Source organism: Bradyrhizobium sp. CW1, from assembly GCF_023100665.1.
GTDB classification, from domain to species: Bacteria; Pseudomonadota; Alphaproteobacteria; order Rhizobiales; family Xanthobacteraceae; genus Bradyrhizobium; species Bradyrhizobium canariense_D.
Genome location: NZ_CP064684.1, coordinates 1,241,441 through 1,266,673 on the forward strand (window position 1 = coordinate 1,241,441; position 25,233 = coordinate 1,266,673).

The 25,233-nt window shown below is 64.2% G+C and carries 28 protein-coding genes and 1 tRNA gene; 16 read left to right on the forward strand and 13 right to left on the reverse strand.

The window, feature by feature from the left end; all coding sequences use genetic code 11:
• The first annotated feature begins 77 nt into the window (after positions 1–77).
• Positions 78–521 (forward strand): hypothetical protein, encoded by a 444-nt coding sequence (locus tag IVB54_RS05975; protein WP_018453601.1) that lies wholly within the window; start codon positions 78–80, stop codon positions 519–521.
• On the opposite strand, the gene IVB54_RS05980 is transcribed toward IVB54_RS05975, so the two are convergent.
• Entirely contained in the window at positions 522–2,750 is a 2,229-nt protein-coding gene (locus IVB54_RS05980) for an ATP-binding protein (protein WP_247296177.1), read from the reverse strand.
• Between the two features lie 310 nt (positions 2,751–3,060).
• On the opposite strand from IVB54_RS05980, the gene IVB54_RS05985 reads away from it, so the two are divergent.
• Complete coding sequence (locus IVB54_RS05985; RefSeq protein WP_018453603.1) at positions 3,061–3,834, forward strand: DUF2189 domain-containing protein; 774 nt, start codon at positions 3,061–3,063, stop codon at positions 3,832–3,834.
• A gap of 27 nt (positions 3,835–3,861) precedes the next feature.
• Here IVB54_RS05985 and IVB54_RS05990 read toward each other — a convergent pair whose 3' ends face one another.
• Together IVB54_RS05990 and IVB54_RS05995 are read right to left on the reverse strand one after the other, a co-directional pair.
• Positions 3,862–4,053: a hypothetical protein gene (locus IVB54_RS05990; protein ID WP_018453604.1), complete on the reverse strand. Its 192-nt coding sequence runs from the start codon at positions 4,051–4,053 to the stop codon at positions 3,862–3,864.
• A complete protein-coding gene (locus IVB54_RS05995) occupies positions 4,053–4,859 on the reverse strand; it encodes a transglutaminase family protein (protein WP_018453605.1) in 807 nt (268 codons plus the stop codon). Before IVB54_RS05995 ends, IVB54_RS05990 begins: the two co-directional genes overlap by 1 nt.
• Before the next feature lie 360 nt (positions 4,860–5,219).
• Between IVB54_RS05995 and IVB54_RS06000 the strand changes: the two genes are divergently transcribed.
• Entirely contained in the window at positions 5,220–5,444 is a 225-nt protein-coding gene (locus IVB54_RS06000; RefSeq protein ID WP_007614662.1) for a hypothetical protein, read from the forward strand.
• Positions 5,445–5,462: 18 nt separating this feature from the next.
• On the opposite strand, the gene IVB54_RS06005 is transcribed toward IVB54_RS06000, so the two are convergent.
• The 3 genes from IVB54_RS06005 to IVB54_RS06015 are packed head-to-tail and all read right to left on the reverse strand — an operon-like array spanning position 5,463 to position 6,749.
• Positions 5,463–5,975 (reverse strand): SRPBCC family protein, encoded by a 513-nt coding sequence (locus IVB54_RS06005; RefSeq protein WP_247361000.1) that lies wholly within the window; start codon positions 5,973–5,975, stop codon positions 5,463–5,465.
• Positions 5,972–6,442, reverse strand: coding sequence for an SRPBCC family protein (locus IVB54_RS06010; protein ID WP_247777101.1), 471 nt, complete (start codon positions 6,440–6,442; stop codon positions 5,972–5,974). Before IVB54_RS06010 ends, IVB54_RS06005 begins: the two co-directional genes overlap by 4 nt.
• Complete coding sequence (locus IVB54_RS06015; RefSeq protein ID WP_007614659.1) at positions 6,435–6,749, reverse strand: metalloregulator ArsR/SmtB family transcription factor; 315 nt, start codon at positions 6,747–6,749, stop codon at positions 6,435–6,437. The genes IVB54_RS06010 and IVB54_RS06015 overlap by 8 nt, the downstream gene beginning before the upstream one ends.
• Before the next feature lie 111 nt (positions 6,750–6,860).
• Here IVB54_RS06015 and IVB54_RS06020 point away from each other — a divergent pair, with 111 nt between their 5' ends.
• Positions 6,861–7,481 carry a LysE family translocator gene (locus IVB54_RS06020; RefSeq protein WP_085384410.1) on the forward strand — a complete coding sequence of 207 codons (621 nt, stop codon included), beginning with the start codon at positions 6,861–6,863 and terminating at the stop codon, positions 7,479–7,481.
• A gap of 11 nt (positions 7,482–7,492) precedes the next feature.
• Here IVB54_RS06020 and IVB54_RS06025 read toward each other — a convergent pair whose 3' ends face one another.
• Positions 7,493–8,299 (reverse strand): N-formylglutamate amidohydrolase, encoded by an 807-nt coding sequence (locus IVB54_RS06025; protein ID WP_247296173.1) that lies wholly within the window; start codon positions 8,297–8,299, stop codon positions 7,493–7,495.
• Between the two features lie 91 nt (positions 8,300–8,390).
• On the opposite strand from IVB54_RS06025, the gene IVB54_RS06030 reads away from it, so the two are divergent.
• A complete protein-coding gene (locus IVB54_RS06030) occupies positions 8,391–9,302 on the forward strand; it encodes a transglutaminase family protein (RefSeq protein WP_018453611.1) in 912 nt (303 codons plus the stop codon).
• A 45-nt stretch (positions 9,303–9,347) separates the two neighbouring features.
• Positions 9,348–9,746 (forward strand): gamma-glutamylcyclotransferase family protein, encoded by a 399-nt coding sequence (locus IVB54_RS06035; RefSeq protein ID WP_247296171.1) that lies wholly within the window; start codon positions 9,348–9,350, stop codon positions 9,744–9,746.
• Here the strand turns inward: IVB54_RS06035 and IVB54_RS06040 are convergent.
• Positions 9,743–10,306, reverse strand: coding sequence for a chlorite dismutase family protein (locus tag IVB54_RS06040; RefSeq protein ID WP_018453613.1), 564 nt, complete (start codon positions 10,304–10,306; stop codon positions 9,743–9,745). The two genes, IVB54_RS06035 and IVB54_RS06040, sit on opposite strands and share 4 nt — an antisense overlap.
• A gap of 161 nt (positions 10,307–10,467) precedes the next feature.
• On the opposite strand from IVB54_RS06040, the gene dnaG reads away from it, so the two are divergent.
• From dnaG to IVB54_RS06055, 3 genes are all read left to right on the forward strand, one after another.
• Positions 10,468–12,480, forward strand: a complete 2,013-nt coding sequence (dnaG, locus tag IVB54_RS06045; RefSeq protein ID WP_247296168.1) for a DNA primase — start codon at positions 10,468–10,470, stop codon at positions 12,478–12,480.
• Positions 12,481–12,857: 377 nt separating this feature from the next.
• Entirely contained in the window at positions 12,858–15,008 is a 2,151-nt protein-coding gene (rpoD, locus tag IVB54_RS06050; protein WP_247296166.1) for an RNA polymerase sigma factor RpoD, read from the forward strand.
• Positions 15,009–15,222: 214 nt separating this feature from the next.
• Positions 15,223–15,600 carry a DCC1-like thiol-disulfide oxidoreductase family protein gene (locus tag IVB54_RS06055; protein ID WP_247296247.1) on the forward strand — a complete coding sequence of 126 codons (378 nt, stop codon included), beginning with the start codon at positions 15,223–15,225 and terminating at the stop codon, positions 15,598–15,600.
• Between the two features lie 18 nt (positions 15,601–15,618).
• Here the strand turns inward: IVB54_RS06055 and IVB54_RS06060 are convergent, their stop codons facing one another.
• Positions 15,619–15,855 carry a hypothetical protein gene (locus IVB54_RS06060; protein ID WP_007614643.1) on the reverse strand — a complete coding sequence of 79 codons (237 nt, stop codon included), beginning with the start codon at positions 15,853–15,855 and terminating at the stop codon, positions 15,619–15,621.
• A gap of 503 nt (positions 15,856–16,358) precedes the next feature.
• Here IVB54_RS06060 and IVB54_RS06065 point away from each other — a divergent pair.
• The gene (locus IVB54_RS06065) at positions 16,359–17,165 is read left to right on the forward strand and encodes a lytic murein transglycosylase (RefSeq protein WP_085360517.1); all 807 of its coding nucleotides are present in this window, start codon (positions 16,359–16,361) and stop codon (positions 17,163–17,165) included.
• Positions 17,166–17,360: 195 nt separating this feature from the next.
• Here the strand turns inward: IVB54_RS06065 and IVB54_RS06070 are convergent, their stop codons facing one another.
• Positions 17,361–18,194: an SDR family oxidoreductase gene (locus IVB54_RS06070; protein ID WP_247361002.1), complete on the reverse strand. Its 834-nt coding sequence runs from the start codon at positions 18,192–18,194 to the stop codon at positions 17,361–17,363.
• A gap of 130 nt (positions 18,195–18,324) precedes the next feature.
• On the opposite strand from IVB54_RS06070, the gene IVB54_RS06075 reads away from it, so the two are divergent.
• The 4 genes from IVB54_RS06075 (at position 18,325) to IVB54_RS06090 (ending at position 21,806) form a co-directional block, all read left to right on the forward strand.
• The gene (locus IVB54_RS06075) at positions 18,325–18,699 is read left to right on the forward strand and encodes a response regulator (RefSeq protein WP_018453620.1); all 375 of its coding nucleotides are present in this window, start codon (positions 18,325–18,327) and stop codon (positions 18,697–18,699) included.
• A 56-nt stretch (positions 18,700–18,755) separates the two neighbouring features.
• A complete protein-coding gene (locus IVB54_RS06080; protein WP_247296161.1) occupies positions 18,756–19,367 on the forward strand; it encodes a LysE family translocator in 612 nt (203 codons plus the stop codon).
• A 566-nt stretch (positions 19,368–19,933) separates the two neighbouring features.
• The gene (locus tag IVB54_RS06085; RefSeq protein WP_247296158.1) at positions 19,934–21,145 is read left to right on the forward strand and encodes a GGDEF domain-containing protein; all 1,212 of its coding nucleotides are present in this window, start codon (positions 19,934–19,936) and stop codon (positions 21,143–21,145) included.
• A gap of 34 nt (positions 21,146–21,179) precedes the next feature.
• Entirely contained in the window at positions 21,180–21,806 is a 627-nt protein-coding gene (locus tag IVB54_RS06090) for a peptidoglycan recognition family protein (protein WP_247296157.1), read from the forward strand.
• A 4-nt stretch (positions 21,807–21,810) separates the two neighbouring features.
• Here IVB54_RS06090 and IVB54_RS06095 read toward each other — a convergent pair whose 3' ends face one another.
• From IVB54_RS06095 to IVB54_RS06105, 3 genes are all read right to left on the reverse strand, one after another.
• Positions 21,811–22,152, reverse strand: coding sequence for a hypothetical protein (locus IVB54_RS06095; protein WP_027520274.1), 342 nt, complete (start codon positions 22,150–22,152; stop codon positions 21,811–21,813).
• 296 nt (positions 22,153–22,448) lie between these two features.
• On the reverse strand, positions 22,449–23,348 hold the full coding sequence (gene rpoH / locus IVB54_RS06100) for an RNA polymerase sigma factor RpoH (RefSeq protein ID WP_007596598.1): 900 nt from the start codon (positions 23,346–23,348) through the stop codon (positions 22,449–22,451).
• A gap of 217 nt (positions 23,349–23,565) precedes the next feature.
• Positions 23,566–24,573, reverse strand: a complete 1,008-nt coding sequence (locus tag IVB54_RS06105) for an RluA family pseudouridine synthase (RefSeq protein ID WP_247296155.1) — start codon at positions 24,571–24,573, stop codon at positions 23,566–23,568.
• Between IVB54_RS06105 and IVB54_RS06110 the strand changes: the two genes are divergently transcribed.
• The gene (locus IVB54_RS06110) at positions 24,572–24,916 is read left to right on the forward strand and encodes a hypothetical protein (RefSeq protein WP_247296153.1); all 345 of its coding nucleotides are present in this window, start codon (positions 24,572–24,574) and stop codon (positions 24,914–24,916) included. The genes IVB54_RS06105 and IVB54_RS06110 overlap by 2 nt on opposite strands.
• Positions 24,917–25,103: 187 nt before the next feature.
• A tRNA-Glu gene (locus tag IVB54_RS06115) sits at positions 25,104–25,178 on the forward strand.
• The last annotated feature ends 55 nt before the right edge of the window (positions 25,179–25,233 follow it).

Here is a 25,233-nt window from a genome sequence, read left to right on the forward strand (position 1 = left end):
TCCTGAAGTCAACATGGTTGACATGAGGAGCGGGCTTTGCCACTTTCCTGGCCAACGAGCCGTGGGAGGGCTCCGCCATGCGTCTTTCGGATATCGTGCTGCTCCTCAACGCGCTCTGGTTCGGCGGCGCCTTCATCCAGTTCAGCATTGCGCAAGCCAATACACTGAAGATTCTCCTGCCGCGGGAAGAGCGCACCAATCCGATCGCGCCGACATTGTCGGCCAGCGTGGCATTCCTTGGCGGCATCAATCTGCCGATCGGCCTTCTGTCGCTCTACCTTCTGGCAGCCCGTCCGGTCTTCTTCCAGCCGGTCGAAGCGCAGCTGGTGCTGTTCCTGTTCTTTGCCGCCTGCCATTTCAGCCAGTTCGCCTACAACCTTCCGGTCCTGCTGCGCGGAGGACGCGTCGGGGTCGCTTATTGGCCCGTGTTGAAAGGCCCGATGCTCAGGATCTTCGTCATCGACGCGGCCTTGTTCGTGGCCAATCTGGGTGCGGCGCTTCTCCTCGCGTCGCGCTCCTGACTACCGCGACGGCGTCGACAGCGCAGATCGCAGCATGGCGGCGAGGTCTCGCCGCCGGAACGGCTTGGTCAGGATGCGGGCATCGCCGATTGCGTCGGGCGCCGAGACCGGATTTTGGCTGTAGCCGGAGGTGAAGAGCACCTTGAGCCCGGGTCGCAGCTGGATTGCTTGCCGGGCAAGCTCCGGCCCGAACATGCCGCCGGGCATCACGACGTCGGTGAACAGCAGGTCGATATCCCCGGACTGGCGCAACAAGTCGAGCGCCGCCGGGCCGCTCGCGGCCGTGATGACGCGATAGCCGAGCGTCTTCAGCTCGCTTTCGACATAAGTCCGAACCATGTCGTTGTCTTCGACGACGAGAATGGTCTCGCTTCCTTCGCGCGTGACGATCCCTTCGGCGGGTGAGGCGTCCTCGTTTGGCGGTGTTGCCAGGCGGGGAAAGAACAGCCTGACGGTGCTGCCTTGTCTCGGTGCGGACTGCATCTGCACCAGCCCGCCGGACTGCCGCACAAAACCGTAGACCATGCTCAGGCCGAGCCCGGTCCCCTTGCCGACCTCCTTGGTGGTGAAGAACGGCTCGAACGCCCGGCTCGCCACCTCGGCGGTCATGCCGCTGCCGGTGTCGATCACGGCCACCATGACATAGTCGCCTGGTCGCGGTTCGCCATTGATGTCCAAGTCGGATTCACCGAGCGAGACGTTGCGCGCCTCGATGGTCAGCCTGCCGCCCAACTGCATGACATCGCGCGCGTTGAGCACGAGATTGAGCAGCGCAGTCGTGAGCTGGCCGGGATCGACGCTGATCAACCACAGGTCCGGTGCGAGCGCGAAGGTGCATTCGATGTGCTCGCCCAAGGGGCGGCGCAACAAGTGCTCCACCTCCTTAATCTTTTCGCCGATGTCGATGTCTCGCGGCCTCAGGGGCTGCTTGCGCGCGAAGGCGAGCAGGCTCCGCGTCAGGTCGGAGCCGCGTTCGGCAGCTGTCGCGATGTCGCCGGCGATCCGGTGCAACTCCTTGTTCCCCGCCAGCCTGTCGGCAAGGTGCTCCGAATTGCCGAGAATGACGGTGAGGAGATTGTTGAAGTCATGCGCCACACCGCCGGTGAGCTGACCCATGGCCTCCATCTTCTGGGATTGGCTGAGCTTCTGGTTGAGGTCCGCGATGGCCGCCCGTTGCTGCTCAAGCGATTCGGCAGTGTCGTTGAGCAGGGTCATCAATCCGCCCAGCTCGCCGCGCGGATGGGGAGGAGGAATTCGCGCGTTGAGATCGCCGAGCCCGAGTCTCTTCGCCATGTTGGCGAGCCGCCCGACCTGGCGCCCGACGCTCACGGTCGCGAGGATCCATACGCCGGCCAGCAGCAGCAGCAAGGCCACCGCGAGGATCGCCATATCCTCATAGAGCCGGCGATTCGCCGCCGCGACCAATCCGTCCTTGGACCGTCCGACCAGGATGTAGAGGCCGGCATCACGGATCGAAGGTGAGTGGGCGACGGCCCAGACCTGCGTGCGGCCGTCGCGATCGGTCACTTCCTGAAATGCCTTTTGATCGGGAGCCGTCGCGAAGCCGAGCAGGTCGGATCCCGCGATCGACGCGCCCACGGGCGCGGTCCAGCCGGCTCCCAAGGGAGCGACGAGAACGGTGCCCTTGCCGTCGATGAGCAGAATATCCTTCTCGGCGAGCAGCCGCTTGTGGTGATACTCGGCGAATTTGCGCAGGTTGAACGAGGCAAGCAGCACCAGCTTCAGCGCGCCCGCCTCCGATCGCACCGGATATGCGATCTGGAGCACCGATATTCCGGTCAGCCGGCCGAATACCGGCTCAACCACGACGTTGCGCGAGACCAGGGCCTGCTTGAAATAGGCGCGATCCCTCAGATCGAGGGTGCGGTTGGTCCGCAGCGAGTCGCAGAACAGGCTGCCGTCCGGATCGATGGTCAGGATTCCCGTGAACTGAGGGTATTCCTCGCGCACGTCCGACAGAAACGCCGAGCACGCCGCCTTGTCGCGCGTGTCGAGGTCGCGCGCGCGGGCCAGACCATAGTGAAGCTGAGCGGTGCCCTGAATCTTCCCACCCAGATCGCTCGCAATGTCGTCGGCCGAGGCCGACAGATTGGCCAGGGCGGCGTTGACTTCACTGCTCCGGTTCTGCACGAAACGCAGCCCGACGAGGCTCGCCGGCACCAGCATGGCCGCGATGACGAGTATCAGTAGTCGGGTACGCAAGCTCATCGGTCGGACGGTCCATTCGAGTCATCGCGCTCGTTCAAAGACTCAATTTGCGGCACCACCCGCCGCTCAGTCCATAGGCATCGGGTCGAAAAAGTCCGCGACGGGGAAAGATTTCGAGCCGCGGGCAGGACGGATGAGCTTCCCGAAGGACGCGCGCCGTCGGCGCGGTGGTTTTCCCGGGTCTGCGCCGGCGGCTTCGGGATACTGTCGTCCAGCCAACAACTCGCGCGTGCGCACCTGCCGCGGGGACGCTAAGATCGAGTCAATCCGCGTGCGACGGAGATCGCGCCGGCGAACGAGGAGGAAGCTGATGTCCATTTCGGGCAAGGTCGACCCGGTGGTGCGTCCCGTCGCGGCGACCGACATCGCCGAGGCGCTGGTCGAAGGCCTGCGGGATTTCCAGGCGCTGCCGCTTTACGGCCTCTGCTTCGGTACGCTCTACGCCGCCGGCGGCATCGCCATCATGCTGTGCTTCACTGCGTTCGGCATGGTCTATCTGGTCTATCCGCTGGCCGCCGGCTTCGCGCTGCTCGGGCCATTCGTGGCGATCGGGCTCTATGAAGTCAGCCGCCGTCGCGAGCGCGGCGAGCCCGTCTCGCTCGGCGCGATCTGGTCGGCTGTGCGCGCGCGCAGCGAGATCGGCTGGATGGCCTTCGTCACGCTGTTCGTGTTCGTGGTCTGGATGTATCAGGTGCGGCTTCTGATCGCGCTGCTGCTTGGCCTGCATGCCTCGTTCTCGAGCCTGCAGGAGTTCATGACGGTGGTGCTGACCACGAACGAGGGCCTGCTGTTCCTCGGCATCGGCAACGCGGTCGGCGCGGTGCTGTCGCTGATCCTGTTTTCGCTGACGGTCGTGTCGTTTCCGCTGCTGCTCGACCGCGAGGTCGATTTCGTCACGGCGATGGTGACAAGCGTGCGCGCGGTCGTGGCCAGCCCGCTGCCGATGATTGGCTGGGCCGCGGTGATCGTGATGGTCCTGATCGTCTCGGCGCTGCCGTATTTTCTGGGGCTGGTGGTGACGCTGCCCGTGCTCGGGCACGCGACCTGGCATCTTTATCGGCGGATCGTGGTGCCGGTGGCGTAGCGGGAAGCCGGACGCAACGGCAGCGAGCTATTCGCCGGTTGCCAGCCGGCGTTCGCCGGATGAGGTCAGTTCGAGTTCGCCGAGGCGCCTGATTGCATAACCGAGGTTGGTCAGGCGCTCGCCGTGCGCTTGCGGGATTTCGCCTTGCGCCTTGCCCTTGCCGATCTCGGCCAAGGACGCAAATTCATCGGCGCTGAGTGCAACGCTGCTGTCTGTCATCAGGCAACCTCGTCGGTCCATACCTTGAAATTGACAAGGGTATTCGGACCGAAGGTTTGGGTGATCGGGACGTCCGCGGCATCGCGTCCTTGTGCGATCAACACGCGACCGATCCGCGGCGTGTTGTTGCGCGGATCGAACATGTGCCAGCTTCCGCCGAGATAAGCCTCAAACCAGCCGGCGAAATCTCCCACGGCCCAGGGCTTCGGCGTGCCGATGTCGCTGAGATAACCGGTGCAGTAACGCGCCGGGATGTTCATGCAGCGGCAGAACGCGATGGCAAGATGAGCATAGTCGCGGCACACGCCCTTGCCTTCGTCGTAGGCTTCCCGCGCCGTCTTGGTCGCGCGCGCGTGCTCATAGCCGAAGGCGATGTGACGATGAACGAAATCGCAGATGGCCTGGACCCGCGCCCAGCCGGGCGGCGTGTGCTCGAACAACTTCCATGCGATATCCGACAGGCGATCGGTCTCGCAGTAGCGACTGCCGAGCAGATAGACGAGCGTGTCGGTCGGCAGCGCCTCGACGGCGTGCTGAGCCGCGTTCGGGAACACTGGATCGGGCAGGCCGCTGTCGCTCACGACGCCGTCGCCGGCAAGGCGAAAGGCGCCAGCCGGCGCCACGATGCGGCTGCACCAATTGCCGAAGAGGTCGCGATAGGGAGTGATCGGCACCGAGGGTCTGGTGGTCAGCAGGTCGGGCACGATGACATCGGAGGCGCGGGTGAAGTGCGTGCCCAGCACCATGATCATAGGCGTGGGCTGCGGGAATTCGTACAGCATCTCAAACCCGACGCGGAGCTTCATACGATTTTCCCTTGGCTAAGCTCGTAACATGGCTACGAAGCGGCCGATCACAAGGCTTTGACGGCTTATTCGGTCGCGGGCGGCAATTGGCGCCTCAAAAGTGCGGCACGGGCGAGAAAATGATAGCTAATTGCGGCGATTGCGCGCACGGTGCGGGAATGTCGAAAGATCTGTCGTTTCTGCGCCTATGCAGCGCCACGACTATTCGCGCGACGTGAAGCGCCTCATTCCCTCGCAGCGGCGGAGCCGACTCGTAGCGACGTCGTAACAGCGGTCGTCGCGCATATTGCCCACTCCAGCGGTGAGTTGGACGCGGCAGGCGCGTGCCGCGGACACCTGAAGGTTTCACCGCGATCGATCATGAGATCGAACGCCAACCGAAAGCACCCGATGCAAACTCAACCGATGCAAGCTCTCTCGCCACGGCACGTCAAGACAGAAGAAGCGCTCCGGCTCGGCGTCGAGTCGGGCTGGTACGCGATCAAGGTCAGTGGGACCTTTGTCTCGGGCCCGCACGACTCGGAAGCGGATTGCAGTCGCAAGATCGACGAAATCAATCCGCCTCCGGTGAAGAAGAAGCGATGACGACACGGAGTTCGCCCGCTACGGCGTCTTGATACCCATCGCCTTCAACGCTTCCAGCATCTGCGCCGGCGGCGCCATCTTGATCTGCGGCGCCTTGCCCGTTTCCAGCAGGCTCTTCAGCCCCGACAGGATTGCGGGCCAGCCGGTGCGGCCGCCGGAAAGGATGTCGTCGCTGAGCGGGCGGTCGTGGCGTTCGCTCACGGTGAGGCGGACGGCCTCGCCGGCTTGTTCAATCTCGTAAGTGACAAGCGTCGCGCCGAGCTTTGCGACGAGGTCGGGCCAGTTGACGTTCCACGTCACCGTCAGCTTGTTCGGCGGATCGTATTCGAACACATCGCCCGAAATGTGTTCCGAGCCATCAGGCGCGCGCACGACGAATTTGCCGCCGAGTCTTGGCTCCATCTCGACCGCAAAGCCGGAAAAATATTGGCGGCTGAACTCGGCGGAGGTCAGCGCCTCCCACACCTGGTCCGGCGTCGCGGCGATGTAAATCGTGTAGACGGTGAGCGGCTTGAACCGATCGAGGTTCATCTTGCATCGAATCCCTTGTTGAGGGCTGCGTGCGGAATGGCCAGCACCTTGCCGCTTTCCAGCAGGCTCTTGAGCCCGGACAGGATCGCCGGCCACCCGTTGGAAACGGCGCCGAAATATTTGCCGCCTTCGACGAAGCCGTCATGCAGCACCGTCAAACGCACGAGCGAGCCGAACGGTTCGATGGTAAAGACCACCCGCGAGATCGGCTCACCGCGCAGCTCCTCGTGTTTTTGGTGCTTGAAGCTGTAAGACAGCCGCCGCGGCGGATCGGCTTCGAGGATCTCGCCGGAATCGGTGGTCTCGCCGTCCAGCAGCAGCGCGAAAGGGGAGCCGATTTTCCAGTCGGACCTGACCTCGGCGCCGAACCAGTATTGCTTGGTGAACTCGCTCGATGTCAGCGCCTCCCACAGCCTCGTTGGCGTTGTCTCGATGTAGGTGACATAGACGAATTGCGGCTTACTCATCACGCTTCTCCAACTGGCGTTTCAACTCGCCGAGTGCGGCGAGCTTGCCGCGCTCGAATTTCTTGATCCAGCGTTCGCCGATCTGATGGATCGGAACCGGATTGAGATAGTGCAGCTTCTCGCGGCCGTGCCTGATGGTCGTGACCAGATTGGCCTCTTCCAGAATGGCAAGGTGCTTGGTCACGGCCTGGCGCGTCATCGCGAGGCCTTCACAGAGTTCGTTCAGCGTCTGGCCGTTCCTGGCGTGAAGTCTGTCGAGCAGCGACCGTCGTGACGCATCGGCGAGCGCTTTGAAGACCTCATCCATGGCGGCGATAATAGGCAACCAAATGATTGCATGTCAAGCGCAAGGTCGTGACTTCCGTTCCCGCCCTCGCCATGCATTAATGCCGCAAACCGCTCCCAGCGAGTCCTCCCCATGATGTCTCTGCAAGCCTATCTCGCCTTCCTTGCCGCCTGCATCGCGCTCGCGCTGTTGCCGGGGCCGATCGTCACCCTCGTTATCGCCAACGGGCTGCGCCACGGCACGCGCGCGGCGCTGACCAATGTGGCCGGTGCGCAGGCCGGCCTCGCCATCGTCATCGGCATCGTCGCGGTCGGACTGACCTCGCTGATGGCGACCATGGGGTATTGGTTCGACTGGGTGCGCTTTGCCGGCGCCGCCTATCTGGTCTGGCTCGGCATCAAGCTGATCTGGGCGCCGGTCGAGGGCGTCAATGTGGATGAGCCGCCGGCGCCGCCGCGCGGCGGATTCTTCCTGCAAGGTTTCCTGGTGCTGCTGTCGAACCCGAAGGTGCTGGTGTTCTTCGGCGCCTTCATCCCGCAGTTCATGGACATGAACCGCGACCACTTCCCGCAGGTCGCGCTGCTGGGAGCCACCTTCATGGTCACTGCGGTGATGACGGACGCGCTCTACGCCATCGCCGCGGGGCGGGCCCGGAAGTTCTTCTCGGCTCGCCGCACCCGCATGATGTCGCGCATCTCCGGCGGCTTCATGATCGGCGGCGGCATCTGGCTGGCGCTGACCAGGGCGAAATAACCGCCGTCGGGCTAATCGACCAGCCTTTCCGCCCGCAGTTCAACCTCGATCTCTGCAAAAATCCGCGCCAGCCGCTCGGCCCATTGTTGCTGGCCAGACTGGTCGGCGATCAGATCCTGGCGGATCTCAATGCCGGTATTGACGAGGCCGCGAGCTTCGCCGTGCACGGGGATGGTGTAGTCGGTGAGGTCGTTCACCGCATAGGGCTCGTTGTCGCCCACGACGAGATCGCTCTCGCTGCGGAGATGCCTGAGCAGCAGCTGCGGCAGCACGGTGTCGCGATTGTAGAGCGCGCCGATGTGCCAGGGACGCGCGACGCCGGCGTAAACGGGCGTGAAGCTGTGCAGCGACACCAGCACCGTCGGCCGCTTGTCGTGCACGCGGCGGTCGATCGCGGCATGGATATGCCGGTGATAGGGCTCGAAAATCTCGCGGCGGCGCGCTTTGCGCTCCTGCTCCGAAATTCCCTCGTTGCGCGGGATCGCGGTTGCTTCGGAAATCAGGGGAATCGAGCTCACGGCGGCGGGCGGGCGGTTGCAGTCGATCACCAGCCGCGAATAGCGCTGGGCGATCAGATGTGCGCCCAGCATCTCTGCCAGCCGGTCGGCGACGCCCCCAATGCCGATGTCCCAGGCGATATGCCGCGTCAGCTCGTTCTCGGCGACGCCAAGATCGCCAAGCGCAGCCGGCAGGACCCTTCCGTAGTGGTCCGAGGTGAGCAAAAAAGGCGATGTCCCTTGCGCATTCACCTCGTGCACCGGGGGGACGTCACCCTCGCTGAGGAGTTGATTGGTCGCCCCGATTGTGTCTAAAGCCATCCTGATTGCCTAATGAAACAGCAGTCACCCCGAAGAATCGGGCGGGATTGCTATAGATTGGTCCGCCCGACATCACCATGATTGCCTGACGATGCCGTTGCTGACGATTCATCACAAGACCGAATATCGCTACACCCGCCCCGTGGCGTTCGGCGAACACAGGATCATGCTGCGGCCGCGCGACGGGCATGATCTGCGCGTGCTCGACTCCAGGCTCGAGATATCGCCCGAGCCGATGTCGCTGCACTGGATCCACGACGTGTTCGGCAATTCCGTCGCGATCGCGAATTTCGACGAGCGCGCGGACGCGCTGATCTTCGACTGGCACGTCACCGTCGAGCACAATCCGGTCGAGGAGTTCGCGCTGACGCCGGACGACTCGGCCTATTTCTATCCTTTCGCGTATGACGATGAGGAGTTTCCCGACCTCGTCCACTACATCACGCCGCAATATACCGATCCCGATGGCGAGATCGCGGAATGGGCGCGCGGCTTTCTCGACGAGGACGCGCCGACGCCGACCTTCAAGATCCTGAGCGGCATGACCCACGGTATCCGCGAGCGGTTCAAGTACCGCAAGCGCCACGAGCTGGGCACGCAGCATCCGCTCGACACCTTGCAGTCCGGTAGCGGAACCTGCCGCGACTACGCTCTGTTCATGATCGAGGCGCTGCGTCATCTCGGAATCGCCGCACGATTCGTCTCCGGCTACATCTTCCTGCCGGAGGATATCGAGCAGCGCCATGTCGGCGGCGGTTCGACGCATGCCTGGGTCCAGGTCTACCTGCCCAGCGCGGGCTGGATCGAGTTCGATCCGACCAACGGCATCGTCGGCACCCGCGACCTCATCCGCGTCGCGGTCGCCCGCGATCCGCGCCAGGCAATCCCGCTGCACGGCGTCTATATCGGCCCTGCCGGCGCGTTCGACGCCATGGACGTGACCATCAGGGTGGTGTCGGACGAGCAATGCAGCGGCGAGACACTCGAGGCGGAGGTTTTGTAGATCCGCTGCGATTTGCACGCTGCCGATTGATGGTTATAGAAGGCCATGACCTCCAATCGTCTCTTCGTCTACGGCACGCTGATGCGCGGCTTCGACCATCCGATGGCGCGGTTGCTTGCGGGCCACGCGGATTTTCTGGGTGAAGCGACCTGCCGCGGCCGGCTCGTTCTGGTGACGCATTATCCGGGGCTGCTGCTCTCCGATGTGCCGTCCGACCGCGCCCACGGCGAACTCTTTCACCTGCGCGTGCCCGACGAACTCTTGCGCGAGCTCGACATGTACGAGGCCTGCGGCGAGGGCTTTCCGGAGCCGACCGAATATCTGCGCCAGCTGGTCGACGTGACAGGTGCAGACGGGGTGACGGCACCGGCCTGGACTTACATCTACAACTGGCCCGTCACCGATCTGCCGCGCATCGAATCCGGCCGCTTTCTTGGGCTCTAGCCCGACAGCACTTCCTTCACTGCGCGCACGTCGACCTCGCGCTCGACATAACTCCACTCCTCGGTTCGCCTGAGCATCGCGACCAGCTCCTCGAACAGCGAGGCGTGCGCAGGCGCGAATTCGAACCAGGTCAGGAAGTCGAAGGGCCCGCCGAGGTCGCGGCAATGATAGAGCTGCCGCGCAATCGCAGGCAGGAAGCGCAGGCTGTTCGCGATGTGATGCGACTTGTCCTCGAAGATCCTGCGGCGCTCTTCCTGGGTCAGATCCCACCAGGCCTGCGACTTGCGGATCGGGATCAGCGCCCCACTGGTTGCTTCCAGCCGGCCGAGGCCGGCCTGCACGGCAGTGAGCTGCTGCTTCTCCGGGCGCTCGGTGTAGCGCAAGCTGCTCGCGACACCGACCAGGCGCCAAGCATTGCGCGAGGGCACCAGCGGCAACGCGATGGCCTCGCTGTCGGTGACCGACAGCGTTGGCATGAAGGCGAGGGGCTCGCCCGTCACCGGCGAAATCGAGGTGATGCGCCAACCCCCGCTCTGGCCGCCTCGGAAGGTCCTGAACATGGCCCCCATGGAAGCGTGGAACCGGGCCGGGTTCAAGCTTTCCGTCGAATCTTCGACCTGTGAATAGCCGGGAGAAGCCCTAAGTGCATCGTATTTCCCGGGGGCATCCTTATATGCCTATTCGTTGGCAAAACGCCCGACTCACCCCAGAAATCAACCTGATGCGCTTCACGCCCCAATTCCTCGACGAGCTTCGGGCCCGGCTTTCGGTCTCCGAAGTCGTGGGCAAGCGCGTCAAACTGAAGAAGGCGGGGCGAGAGTGGAAGGGGCTGTCGCCGTTCCAGCAGGAAAAGACGCCGTCCTTCTACGTCAACGACCAGAAGGGCTTTTACCACGACTTCTCCTCCGGCAAGCACGGCGACATCATCAGCTTCATGATGGAGACCGACGGCCTGCCGTTCGCGGAGGCCGTGGAGCGGCTCGCCAATATGGCGGGCCTGCCGCTGCCAGCGGTGACGCCGGATGCAGCGCGTCAGGAGCAGCGGCGCCGCTCGCTGCATGACGTCATGGATCTCGCCGCCAAGTTCTTTGCCGAGACGCTGGCCTCGCGCGTCGGCGCCAAGGCGCGCGGCTATCTCGCCGACCGCGCGATCTCGCCGGCGACGCAATTGCAGTTTCGGCTGGGCTATGCGCCACCTGATCGCTTTGCGCTGAAAGAGCATCTCGGCAAGCTCGGCGTCTCCGTCGACGACATGGTCGAAACCGGCATGCTGGTGGCCGGCAACGACATCCCGGTGCCCTATGATCGCTTCCGCGATCGCGTGATGTTTCCGATCATGGATCTGCGCGGCCGCGTCATCGCCTTCGGCGGGCGCGCGCTGGAGAAGGACGTTCCGGCCAAGTACCTGAACTCGCCGGAGACGCCGCTCTTCCACAAGGGCGACAATCTGTACAACCACCAGACCGCGCGCAAAGCCACCCATGACGGCAGCCCCCTCATCGTGGTCGAAGGCTATGTCGACGTCATCGCCATGGTCACCGCGGGCTTTGCCGGCAGCGTGGCGCCGCTCGGCACCGCGCTCACTGAAAACCAGCTCGCGCTGCTCTGGAAAATGGCGGACGAGCCGATCCTCTGCTTCGACGGCGACCGCGCCGGCCAGAAAGCCGCTTATCGTGCCGCGGATCTCGCCTTACCCTTCCTCGCGCCCGGCAAGAGTCTGCGCTTCGCCCTGCTGCCGGAAGGGCAGGACCCCGACGATCTCGTGCGCTCCGGCGGTCGTGGCGCGATCGAGGAGGTGATCGCGGCGGCGCGTCCGCTCGCCGAGATGATCTGGTCGCGCGAGCTCGAAGGCGGCAATTTCGCCACGCCCGAGCGCCGCGCCGCGCTAGAGGCGCGCATCAAGGAGCTCTCCAACGGCATCCGCGACGAGGTGGTGCGGCGCTATTACCGGCAGGATCTTGCCGAGCGGCTTCAGCGCGCCTTTGCCCCCGAAGGCGCACGCGGCGGCTTCGGCGGCGGCCGTGGCAATTTCCGCCCCGGCTCGGCCGGCCGTCAGTTCCAGCCCCGCGGTGGGGGAGGCGCGAATCGATTCGGCGGTCAGGGATTTGGAGGCCGCCGCGGCCCACCCGGGCCCATCCAGCTGCCCTCCGGACCCTACCAGGCGGCGAGCGCGCAGCTCGCGGCAAGCCCGATCATGCGCGGCCAGCGCAGCGCCATCTCCCGCCGGGAGGCCCTGATCCTGCAAATCCTGATCAATCACCCCTGGCTGCTGCACGATCATCTCGAGGAAGTCGCGGCCCTGGAGCTCGCCCATCCCGAGGTCCATAAGCTCCGGGCCGGCATCATCGCCGCCTTTGCCAACGACCATCACCATTCGCCGGACCCCGGCGAGCTCGCCGAGAAGATGCGCAGCGATCTCGAGAAGGGCGGATTTTCGCAGGCTCTTCAAAGGGTTGAGAGCGGTATCACGACCGCGGCGGTGTGGGGCGCCCGTGAGGGCGCCGCACGGGACGACGTTCTCTCCACCTGGCATCAGCTGGTCGCCTTGCATCGGCAGTACCATTCACTACTTAGAGAGCTGAAAGACGCCGAGCTGGCCTTGGGGGATGATCCCAGCGAGGCCAACATGGCGTGGCTGCGCGACGTCAAGGCTCGGATAGGCGAAGTCGACGGCACCGAGGCCCTGATCGAGGGTTTTGGCGAGCTGTCGGGCCGGTTCCAGAAGAGCGTGTGATGAAAGAATCATGCGGACGGCCGGGACCGGAACCGCTAAAAGACTCGCCAAATCCGAGGTTTGGCGGCAAAAACAGGGTTAATCGAGGCTTAACGGTCTTGTAGCACTTTGGCCACCAGGCGGCCGCAGGCAGAACAGACGCGTCAGGAATGAATCCGCGCAATTGCTGTTGGCACTACACCTGTATCCGCTGCGACAAAGAGGCTCTACGAAGCGTTAGGCAAATCCGGCGAGTGAAAGGTCGGGGGTGGCGACAAGAGGTCCGCGCCGCCCTTTCCGTGTCGAGATCTGACGAAGCGAGAGCATCGAGCAACAGGTTCAAGTGATTTTGCGCGGGCGCGGCGAACGTCTGTGTGAAACGCGTTTAGGAGCAATGGATGGCCACCAAGGCAAAGACGCTGCAGGCGAAGGACAAGGAAAAAGACGACAAGGCAGCGGACGCGCCGGAGAAGGACTCCCAGGACGCGCCCTCGCCGTTGCTCGATCTGTCCGACGCGGCCGTGAAGAAGATGATCAAGCAGGCCAAGAAGCGCGGCTTCGTGACCTTCGATCAGCTCAACGAAGTTTTGCCGTCCGACCAGACCTCTCCCGAGCAGATCGAGGACATCATGTCCATGCTCTCGGACATGGGCATCAACGTCACCGAAGCCGACGATAGCGAAGGCGAGGAGGACAAGGACGAGGGCGGCGAGGACGAGACCGACAACGAGCTCGTCGAAGTCACCCAGAAGGCCGTCACCGAGGTCAAGAAGAGCGAGCCGGGCGAGCGCACCGACGATCCCGTGCGCATGTATCTGCGCGAGATGGGCACCGTCGAGCTGCTGTCGCGCGAAGGCGAAATTGCGATTGCGAAGCGCATCGAGGCCGGCCGCGAGGCGATGATCGCAGGTCTGTGCGAAAGCCCGCTGACCTTCCAGGCCATCATCATCTGGCGCGACGAGCTCAACGAAGGAAAAATCTTTCTTCGTGACATCATCGATCTCGAAGCCACCTATGCCGGGCCCGATGCCAAGGCCGGCATGAACAATGCGATGATCGCCGGTCCGAACGGCGAGACCGGTGAAGCGACGGCCGAAGGCGGCCAGGCCACCGGCGCCGCGCCCGCGCATGTCGCGCCGCCGGCCGCACCGCCGGCGCCGACCCCGTTCCGCGCCGCGCCTGCGCCCGGCAATGTCGGCGACGCCGCGAAGGATCCGGCGGAATCCGCCGCCGAAGCCGACATGGACGAGGACGACGAGTTCGAGAACCAGATGTCGCTTGCGGCGATCGAGGCCGAGCTCAAGCCGAAGGTCGTCGAGATCTTCGACAAGATCGCCGACAGCTACAAGAAGCTGCGCAAGCTGCAAGAGCAGGACATCCAGAACCAGCTCGAGAGCACCTCGCACGGGCCCTCGCTCTCGCCGCACCAAGAGCGCAAATACCGCAAGCTCAAGGACGAGATCATCGTCGAGGTGAAGTCGCTGCGCCTGAACCAGGCGCGTATCGACAGTCTCGTCGAGCAGCTCTACGACATCAACAAGCGCCTCGTCTCGCATGAGGGCCGCCTGATGCGCCTTGCCGACAGCCATGGCGTCGCGCGCGAAGACTTCCTGCGCAACTACACCGGCTCGGAGCTCGATCCGCGCTGGCTCAACCGTGTCTCGAAGCTGTCGGCCAAGGGCTGGAAGAACTTCGTCCATCACGAGAAGGACCGCATCAAGGACCTCCGCCACGAGGTGCATCAGTTAGCTGCGCTGACCGGCTTGGAGATCATCGAGTTCCGCAAGATCGTGCACTCGGTGCAGAAGGGCGAGCGCGAAGCCCGCCAGGCCAAGAAGGAGATGGTGGAAGCCAACCTCCGTCTCGTGATCTCGATCGCCAAGAAATACACCAATCGCGGCCTGCAGTTCCTCGACCTGATCCAGGAAGGCAACATCGGCCTGATGAAGGCGGTCGACAAGTTCGAGTATCGCCGCGGCTACAAGTTCTCGACCTACGCCACGTGGTGGATCCGGCAGGCGATCACCCGCTCGATCGCCGACCAGGCGCGTACCATCCGCATCCCCGTGCACATGATCGAGACGATCAACAAGATCGTGCGCACCTCGCGCCAGATGCTCAACGAGATCGGCCGCGAGCCCACTCCTGAGGAATTGGCCGAGAAGCTCGGCATGCCGCTGGAGAAAGTCCGAAAAGTCCTCAAGATCGCCAAGGAGCCGTTGTCGCTGGAGACGCCCGTCGGTGACGAAGAGGATTCACACCTCGGCGATTTCATCGAGGACAAGAACGCGATCCTGCCGATCGACGCCGCGATCCAGTCCAACCTGCGCGAGACCACCACGCGCGTGCTGGCCTCGCTCACCCCGCGCGAAGAACGCGTGCTGCGCATGCGCTTCGGCATCGGCATGAACACCGACCACACGCTGGAAGAAGTCGGCCAGCAGTTCTCGGTGACGAGAGAGCGTATTCGACAGATCGAGGCGAAGGCGCTGCGAAAGTTGAAGCATCCGTCAAGGTCAAGGAAGCTGCGGTCGTTCCTGGATAACTAGTTCAAACGCCGCCACTTGGTGGTCTGTTGAAACAAGAACGGCGGGCGAAAGCCCGCCGTTTTCGTTCACGCCTACTTCGACAGCGTTCAGCCCAATAGAGGCTCATGCTTTTCCAATCGAATATACACCCGACCAGAGAGGCGCATCGATTCTGGAATTCCGGGTGGATGGCTCCAGCCTCGACGTCGCAAGGATCGACATCTATGCTTTGATGATGCCGGCTCACCTCACCGTCTGGTACAACACCCGTTGCCCTGTCTGCAATGCCGGCATCGACTGGCAGCGCAACAAGCTGTTGGCGCTGGTGCGCGCGGGTAGGATCGAATTCAGGGATATCAACGAGCAGCCCGAGGCGCTGGCGTGCTTTGGCGCCACGCTCGGCGACATCAGGCGCCGCCTGCATGCGACCGATGAGGCCGGCCAACTCATCGTCGGCGCGGATGTCGCGATTGCGCTGTGGAGGCTGACGCCGAGGGAGGGGTGGCTTGCGGGGTTGTTCGGAAATCGCGTGGCGCTGCCGTTCACCCGGTTCTTCTATGACCGGTTTGCCGATCTGCTGTTTGCCTGGAACAGGCGGAGCGGACGCTGGTGAGCGCCTGCCTGGATTGACCTACTTCTTCTTCGCGCCGACCCGCTCGAGGTTCTTGATCTCAAGCGCCGGGCGGCCGGATTTTTCGGCGATCTCGCGGTCCTGCTCCATGATATAGGCGCGGGCCGGCTCGTCGCCGTCGAGGCCGCCGAGCAATTCGGCGGGCACGCGCCGGTTGGAGCGTTGTGAGCCGTCTTCATAGAAGACGTTGAAAAAGGCGAATTCGCCCTTGGGATTGGTTCCGGGTTTTTTGGCCATGGCCGGCTTTTCGTCGATCAGGGGGCCATAGTCAAATGACTTTGGCAGGTTTCCGGTGGCTGGGCGCGGACCCTGCAGCGGCAGAACCAGCTGCGCGATCGATCGACGAACCCATTTACGAGGCGCCTCGATGTCGGGCGGAAGAGTCCAACGCTTCGTAAAACCCGATGCGCTCCTTAGGAGATCCTTGCCTCACCCTTGCCTCAACAAACGGCGGGCCGCGAAGCCCGCCGTTTATTTTGGTCTTCAGCGTCGCCCGGGGCTGGCGGGGCGACAACCTAGAATAGAATGTTATAACCGGCGCCATGCCATGGCAAGGCAAATCGCTGGCGCTGCGATGCCGCAGCGAGCGCATGAGATATGCAGTGGTCGCGACATCGGACTTCATTCGTCGAGCCAGGATGCGATTGGTTCTGGTGAGGATTTGCCGCTTTGACGCGAATCTGGTTCCCGGGCATGATCGCGCGCCGCTCTCCCGCCCATTCCCTGTAGGATTTATCCGAATGTCGAAATACGCCTTGGCCATCGCCTTCATCGCCTGTCTGGCCGGCGGATCGGCGCAAGCCGCGCGCTGCGGCGGCGACTTCAACAGCTTTGTCGCCAGCATGGCCTCGGAAGCGCAGGCCGCCGGCGTCTCGGCGAGCGTGACCAGCGCGGCGCTCAGCGGCGTGCAGCAGGACGGCGCGGTGCTCGCCTTCGACCGGCGCCAGCGCTACACCTTCAACAAGAGCTTCGAGCAGTATGTCTCGACCCGCGTCGGCCCCGGCCGCATCAATGGCGGCAAGGCGCTGTTGCAGCGCCATGCCGCGCTGCTCTCACGCATCGAGCAGCAGTTCGGCGTGCCCCGCTATATCCTGGTTGCGATCTGGGGGCTGGAGAGCGATTTCGGCAAGGGCGACATCGGCAAGCTGCCGGTGGTCCGCACGCTGGCGACGCTCGCGCATGACTGCCGCCGCACCGAGCTATTCCAGGGCGAGCTGCTCGCGGCGCTGAAGATCGTGCAGCGCGGTGACCTGCCGCTGCGCGACCTGATCGGCGCCTATGCCGGCGAGATCGGCCAGACCCAGTTCCTGCCGTCCTCCTACATCAAGTACGGCGTCGATTTCGACGGCGACGGCCACGTCGATCTCCGCCACAGCGTCCCCGACGTGCTCGCCTCGACCGCGAACCTGCTCCACACCAGCGGCTTCAAGATGGGCCAGCCCTACGGCGAAGGCACCGCCAATTTCGAGGCCATGCGCGAATGGAACAGGGCGGTGATCTATCGCAAGACGATCGGGTATTTTGCCGATCGGCTGGCGGGGCAGTGAGGGGAGCCAAAGAGACGGAGCACTCGCGCACATACTTGGTGTCATCGCCCGCGAAGGCGGGCGATCCAGTATTCCAGAGACCGCGCGAGAATACGGAGAGGCTGCGGCGTACTGGATTCCCCGCCTTCGCGGGGAGTGACAACGGAGAGGTCCGTGAACGCTCGCCAGGACGACGGTTTAATTCGACGGCGCCCCTCACTCCGTCCCCTTCGCCATCCTCTCCAGCTTGCGCTGCAACGGCGCCCAGTACGTTGCCGGGCGGAAGCGCTGCAGGAGATCCATGAAGCGGGCGTCGTTGCCGATCAGGATGCGCGGCTCGTTTCTCTCGATGCCCTTGATGATGCGCAGCGCGGCGTCCCGGGGCGTGGTCCTTGCCGCGTTCTCGAACCGCTCGATCGATTGCGACCGGCGTGCGTTGTCGGTGACGCCGACCCCGGTGCGCGAGTTGCGGGCGATGGCGGTGGCGACGCCGCCAGGATGCACGACCGACAGCCTGACAGGGCTGCCCGCCATGGCCAGCTCGTGCCGCACGCTCTCGGAAAAGCCGCGCACCGCGAATTTCGCCGCGGCATAGGCCGACTGTCCCGGCGGGGCGATGATGCCGAAGATCGAGGACAAATTGACGATGTGTGCCTCGCCCAGCGTCTTCAGATGCGGCAGGAAGGCGCGCGTGCCGTGCACCACGCCCCAGAAATTGATGTCGAACAGCCAGTCCATCTGCGCCTGGTCGATCTCCTCGAACGATCCCATCAGTGCAACGCCGGCATTGTTGACGACGATGCCAAGTGCGGGATGCGCGGTGGCCGCCTCACGCGCGAATTGCGCGATGTCGTCGGGCTTGCTGACATCGACGCGATGCAGGCTGAGCTTGCTTGCGGCGCCGATCTCGGCCGCGAGCGTCTTCAGCCCGGGCTCGTCGCGATCGGCGAGCGCGAGATCGCAGCCGCGCCGTGCAAGCTCGATCGCCAGTGCGCGGCCGATGCCGCTTGCCGCTCCGGTGATAGCGGCGGCGCCGCGGATTGCAGTCATGATGATTCCCCCGTCGAGCCACTTGAGCGGAACTATGATTTACATTTTTTCATATTGGAACCGAACCGCATGGCGGTTCCCACCTTAACCTACGTTACTTGATGAAGACAGGCAGCATTGGGAGCCGCCGATGGGACAAGCAAAGCCGTTTCGAGCCACCGCACTGATCGTGGAAGACGACCTCATGCAGAGGGAGATGCTCAGTCTTCTTCTCGAAGAAAGCGGCTACGACGTCATTCAATGCGAGAGCGCCGAGGCGGCCGAGCTTGTGCTGGAGAAGAGCGCCGGCGCGCTCTGCCTGATGATGACCGACGTTCAGCTTGCCGGCCGCATGAACGGCGTCGAGCTCGCGCATGTCGCCAAGGACCGCAACCCGAAGCTCGACGTCGTCGTCACCTCCGGCCGGCCCTTGATGCAGGCCTTGCCGAACGGCGCGAAGTTCTGGGCCAAGCCATGGGCGCCGCTCGACGTGCTCCGCGAGGCCGAGATCGCGCAGCTGTCCTGAGGGTCGATCCGGCAGGCCGGCTTTCGTGGTCCGCGGCGCGGTGATAAGGTCGGTCCATGACCTTGTCCTTCCTGCTCACCTCGCTGATCGTCGTCGCCTCGCCCGGCACCGGCGTGCTCTACACGCTGGCGGCCGCGCTGACCCGCGGCTCGCGCGCGAGCATCGCCGCTGCCTTCGGCTGCACCCTCGGAATCGTGCCGCACATGACGGCCGCGATGCTGGGGCTCGCCGCCGTGCTCCACACCAGCGCGCTCGCCTTCGCCGCGCTGAAATGGTGCGGTGTCGCCTATCTGCTCTACATGTCCTGGCAGGCGCTGCGCGAGACCGGGGCGCTGGCAGTCGACGGCGAGATCCGCGAGCGTTCGGTCGGTCGGGTGATCGTGACCGGCTTCCTGATCAACATCCTCAATCCGAAGCTGTCGATCTTCTTCCTGGCTTTCCTGCCGCAGTTCATCGCCGCGGACGAAGCCCATGTGCTGGCGCGAATGCTGCAATTGAGCGGCGCCTTCATGGCGATGACGTTTGCGGTGTTCGTGGTCTACGGCCTCTGTGCGGCATCGGTGCGCGAGCGCGTCATCTCCCGCCCGCGTGTCATGGCCTGGCTGCGCCGGAGTTTTGCCGCCGGCTTCGCCGCGCTCGGCGCCAAGCTGGCGTTCGCGGAGCGATAGCTTCTCCAGCCAACAAAAAAGCGGGCCTTGCGCCCGCCATCTTCCAACTCAGAACTCCCACCCGACGCCCGGGCGGAGCGTGCTCCACCCGGGCAAAGAATAAGAAGCCTCGCTACTTCTTCTTCGCTGCCTTCTTGGCCTTCTTCTTCGTCGCCTTCTTCGCCTTCTTCGCTTTCTTAGCCATAGGATCCTCTTCAGGGTTAATGGTGAAACGCGACACGAGGGATGCTCGGCGGAGGGCCAGCCTCGCAACATCCTCGATGACAAGCTCAGCAGATTCGCGCGCTTCTGCCCCGCGCTGTCACATCCGTGTCATCGCGTTATCCACAGCTCAGATGCATTTTCGGGTGATTTTAGCTCACGAATCCGCATCGCCGGCATGCCTAACGATCCGACAATGCGCCAGCCGTTCATGAATCCAAAACCAAAGTCATGCTTTCGCGGATCGCAGTGAGACTCCGTTAAGCGCGGCGGCGGCATTGTCCCCCCAAAGAAAACGGGGACGGGATCATGGACGGTCAGCTGGCAGGGACGGAGGGCGCGACGCTGCGCGCGCCGCGTGCGCCATGCTGAACGTGCCGACACTCTGGACCGTGTTCGTCGTCAACTTCCTGGCGCTCGGCCTGATCTGGGCCTACGTGATGCGCACCTATCCGAAATTCGCGGCCGCGCGGTTCTGGATGGCATCGTCCTTTATCGGCGCGACCGGCGCGATGACGGCCCTGCTGCGCCTGTTCGTCGCGTCTCCGTTGCCGCTCCTGCTTGGCGCTGCCGGCGTCATCGCGGCGAGCTGCCTTGCCGCCATGGGCATTCAACGCTTCTATCACCGGCCCGTCTCATGGCGCGTCATGATCGCAACAGCAGGCTTAAGCCTCGCCGGCGTCGTGTTCTTCGTGGTCGGCTTCGACAACATGCAGCTGCGCATGCTCTGCTACACGCTCGGTCAGGCCGTGCCGCTGGTGCTGGCGCTGCGTCTGTTGCTGTCGCCGCCGGAAGGCCGCGTCAGTCCGGGCGCCCGGCTGTCCGGCATCGTCATCCTCGCCATTATCGCGATCCTCGTCGTCCGCACGGTGGGCAATCTGCTCGGCGGCGATTTCTCGGCAAGCGCCGGCGGCCAGGCTCATGGCGTCATGGTGCTGGGTCTCCTGTTCCTGTCCATGACGCTCAATTTCGGCTTCCTGCTGATGGCGATGGACAGCTTGCGCAACGAGGTCGCCGACCTCGCGCTACTCGACGATCTCACCGGCGTCGCCAACCGGCGGCATTTGTTGCAGCGGCTGAGCGAAGAATGCGCCCGCTCGGAGCGCAGCAGCGAGCCGTTCTCGCTGCTGGTCATCGATCTCGACGGCTTCAAGACCATCAACGACACCCATGGCCATGCCGCGGGCGATGCCTGCCTCCAGCACTTCACCCTGATGGCGCAGACGCGCTTGAGGCCCGGCGACATGCTCGCCCGCACCGGCGGCGACGAATTCTGCGTCGTGCTGCCCTCGTCGACCTTGCGCGAGGCGGCTGCGATCGCCCGCCGCGTGCTCGAGGTCTGCCGCCAGGATGCCGTCACCTGCACCGGCGTCGACATTCCGATCGCGATCTCGATCGGGGTAGCGCAGTGGGACCGCGGCGTCGGCCAGTTTCCGGACCGCCTGATCGCGCATGCCGACCACGCGCTCTATGCGGCCAAGAAGAACGGCAAGAACGACTTTGCCGTCCACGATCCGGCGCCGCCGCTCATGCCTGACCCGATCGGTCCAGGCGAGGCCTTGCGCAAATTCGCGTAAGGGCGTGCTAACGTCAGGTCCGCATTGGACCCGCATGATGATCTCTCGCCTGCTCGCGGCCGTTCTCGCCGCTCTCACTCTGATCGCACCTGCCGCTGCGACCGACGCCGAGCTCGCAAAGCTCGCGCGCGCCTCCGGCACGCCCGACATTCCCGGCCTGAAGATGGTGTGGCTGGCGCCATGGGGTGACGTCGGCAACGCAAAACCGTGGCGCAACATCATCGTGCACCAGACCGAGGGACCGGCCGGCTCGGCGCGGGGCGGTGCCGAGGTGCAAGCGAAGAACCCCACGCGTCGCGGCGTCACATTGTGGGTCGAGACCGACGGCACCGTCTATTGGGCGGTCGCGGAAAACCTGGTGCCGACCCACGGCGATGGTGCCAACCGCAACGACAACAAGTACATCGACAACAAGCCGACCTATCGCCAGGTGGTGCGCGACAATTCGATCGGCGTCGAGTTCGCCGGCAACTATCCCGACGTCACGACGGGCCCGACCGCGGCGCAGGTCGCGGCGTGGAAGATCCTCGTCCAGATCCTGCGCGCGCGCTACGGCATCCCGCTCGACCGCGTCTATGCGCACAACTGGATCGACTACAAGGACGCCCGCTATTGCGAAGGCTGCTGGCTCGCGACGCTGGCGCGGGTTTGGGGGGAGTGACGAGCTACACCGGTTGCGACATCCAGCCGAACAGCCGCCGGATCAAGCCCGGCCGCCGCGGCAGTTCCGGCGGGTCATCCGCCGCCAGCACGCGTTTGAAGAAGTAGTCCAGGAACACCATGTCGTTCGGCTCGGTGACGGTGAATGTCTCGTCGCCGAAGTAGACGCTGTAGTTGAAGAAGAACGGACCCATCAGCGGGATCGTCGCGGTCGAGGCGTAGTCCTTCGAGATCACGAACTCCGACGGCTCGAGCCCGTGGTCGCGCATCGCCTGCTCGACCAGCGGCAGCTTCCGCATGAACTGGGCGGAGAAACCGCCGACGGTGGATTGCAGGATGATCGACACGGTGCGTGTCCGTTCTCTTGATGCTGTCGGCCCGATGCTTTTGGTCGGTCGACCGGCAGCGCGGGTTCAAGGCAGAGCCACAACCCCGCTGTCATCGCCCGGTTTAGCCGGGCGATCCAGTATTCCGGAGGCCTGCATTGGAGACCTCGCTCTTGCAACAAGCGCCGCGGCGTACTGGATGCCCCGCCTTCGCGTGGCATGACGGCGAGAGTTGCGTCCAAACAAAAAAGCCGGCGTTGCCGCCGGCTTTCTGTCACTTGTCGATCCGCCAAACTCTGGCGCTAAAAACCTCGCGCTTAGAGCGCGGCTTCCAGCGCGGCCTGTTCGGCCTTTGCGATCGTGCCCTTGACCGCGGACTGCACCTTCTCGAAGGCGCGGACCTCGATCTGGCGGACGCGCTCGCGCGACACGCCGAACTCGGCAGCCAGGTCTTCCAGCGTCATCGGCTCATCGGCGAGGCGGCGCGCCTCGAAGATGCGGCGTTCGCGCGGGTTGAGCACGCCCATGGCGCCGTTCAGGGCGTCACGGCGGTGATCATACTCCTCGTGCTCCGCCAGCATGGCTTCCTGGTTGGGCGAATTGTCGACCAGCCAGTCCTGCCATTCGCCGGCTTCGCCGTCGTCGCGGATCGGAGCGTTGAGCGACGCGTCGCCACCGAGGCGGCGGTTCATGTCGACCACGTCCTGAGCCGTGACGCCGAGACGCTTGGCAATGATGGCCACCTGGTCGGGGCGGAGATCGCCTTCGTCCAGTGCGGAAATCTTGCTCTTCGCCTTGCGCAGGTTGAAGAACAGCTTCTTCTGGTTCGCGGTGGTGCCCATCTTCACGAGCGACCACGAACGCAGGATGTACTCTTGAATCGAGGCCTTGATCCACCACATCGCGTAGGTTGCGAGACGGAAGCCCTTCTCGGGCTCGAACCGCTTCACCGCCTGCATCAGGCCGACATTGCCTTCTGAGACGACCTCGGAGATCGGCAGGCCGTAGCCGCGATAGCCCATGGCGATCTTGGCCACGAGACGGAGATGGCTGGTGACGAGTTGGTGCGCGGCGTCGCGATCATCGTGCTCGCGCCAACGCTTGGCGAGCATGTATTCCTGCTGGGGTTCCAGCATCGGAAACTTGCGGATTTCGCCGAGGTAACGGGAAAGGCCGGATTCGCCATTAAGGACCGGCAGGGTAGCTGTACGGGCCATAGTGCGCCCTCCAAACAGGTTCAGGCCCCCGATAGCGGCGGGCCAGGCAGACGACCGCTTGGTTAAAGCCGATCGGTGCTGCGATGTTCCGCGTTGGTCTTCAACGCAAGCGCAATATACTCCATCGGAAGGCAAAAAGGGAAGGATTGCTGACGTCACGTCCCCGTGTGGCAGCTATAACTTTTTGTAATGTAAAGCATTTCTGAAGCGGCCTGCGTCATAGCGCCGCCTTGAGGGCCCCCTGAAGGAGAAGCAAATCCTCCGGCAGAGGCGTCTCCCAGTGAAGTAATTCTCCAGTCCTCGGGTGCTCCAATACCAGCAGGTAGGCGTGCAGCGCCTGCCGCCCCAGCGCGGCGAGGGCGGCCTGCGACTCGGGGCCCAGCTGGTTCGCCTTGGTCTTGAAATGCGGGCCGTAGACGGCGTCGCCCATCAGGGGGTGGCCGATATGGGCGAGGTGGACGCGGATCTGATGGGTGCGTCCGGTCTCGAGTTCGCAGGCGAGCAGCGTCGCGATCGGCTTGCCGTCGCGTCCGGCAAAACTCTCCAGAAGCTCCCAATGCGTCACGGCCTCGCGGCCGCCCTGGCGCACCGCCATTTTCTCGCGCGCATGCGGGTGACGGTCGATCGGCGCGTCCACGGTGCCGCGATGGCGGCCCGGCAGCCCCCAGGCGAAGGCCATGTAGCCGCGCCGCATCGGCCCGGTACGGCCGTGATCGGCGAATTGCGCGGTGAGCGAGGCATGCGCGAGGTCGTTCTTGGCGACCACCATCAACCCGGTGGTGTCCTTGTCCAGCCGGTGCACGATGCCGGGCCGGCGCACCCCGCCGATGCCGGAGAGCGAGCCGCCGCAATGGGCGATCAGCGCATTGACCAGCGTACCGGTCTCGTGGCCCGCCGCGGGATGCACCACCAGCCCCTTCGGCTTGTTGAGGACGACGATGTCGTCGTCCTCGAACACGATCTCGAGGGCGATATCCTCGCCTTTCGGCTCCGGCGCGGCCGCTTCCGGCACGTCGATTGTGATCGTATCGCCGGAGGCGACGTGATAAGCGGGGTCCCGGATCGCGGCGTCCCTGAGGCTCACCGCGCCCCCCAGAATCAGGGCTTTCAGCCTCGATCGCGATAGCTCGGCAAGGTGCAGCGCCAGCACGCGGTCGAGCCGGGTCGAGCCCTCGGAGCCTTCGACGACAACCTCCAACCTTTGCGCAGAGCCAGAATTTTCCATGACGACGTCTGATACCGTTGTTCCCGAACCGAGCCCCGAGCAGGCCGCGCTGTTCGCGCGGGTGCGGCGGATGATGCTGGTCGCGGGGTTGACCACGGCGCTGGCAATCTGCGCCGTGCTGATCGCGGTGGGCTACCGCCTTTTCAAGTCCGAGGGAAGGGCGCCCGAGCCGGCAGGCGACGTCACCGCGACTCTCCCGAAGGGCGCCAAAATCGTCTCGAGCGGCGTCGCCGGCGACCGGCTCGTGATCACGCTCGACATCGGCGGCGTCACCGAGATCCGCACCTTCGATGCCCACACGTTGAAGCCGGCTGGAAAGCTGAAATTCGCCAATGAGCCGTGAGTACGGCCTCGGAACTCGCCGCCATCGTCTTCCTGGCGAAGGCCAGGACCCATAACACCGGCTGGTGTGGTTGCGGGGACTGGTGGGTCCTGGCATTCGCCAGGACGACAGCGGAGAGCGAGCATCCGAAACCCCTCGATCCCCGCTTGCCGCCGGCAAAATTCGAGGCTATGTCCTCTCCCTCAACGCTCCCTTCGTCTAGCGGTTAGGACGCGGCCCTCTCAAGGCTGAAACAGGGGTTCGATTCCCCTAGGGAGCGCCATTGTCTTGAAGCCAGCCTTTCCCCTGATCTCGATTTGATTGTTCCGCCCCTTGGG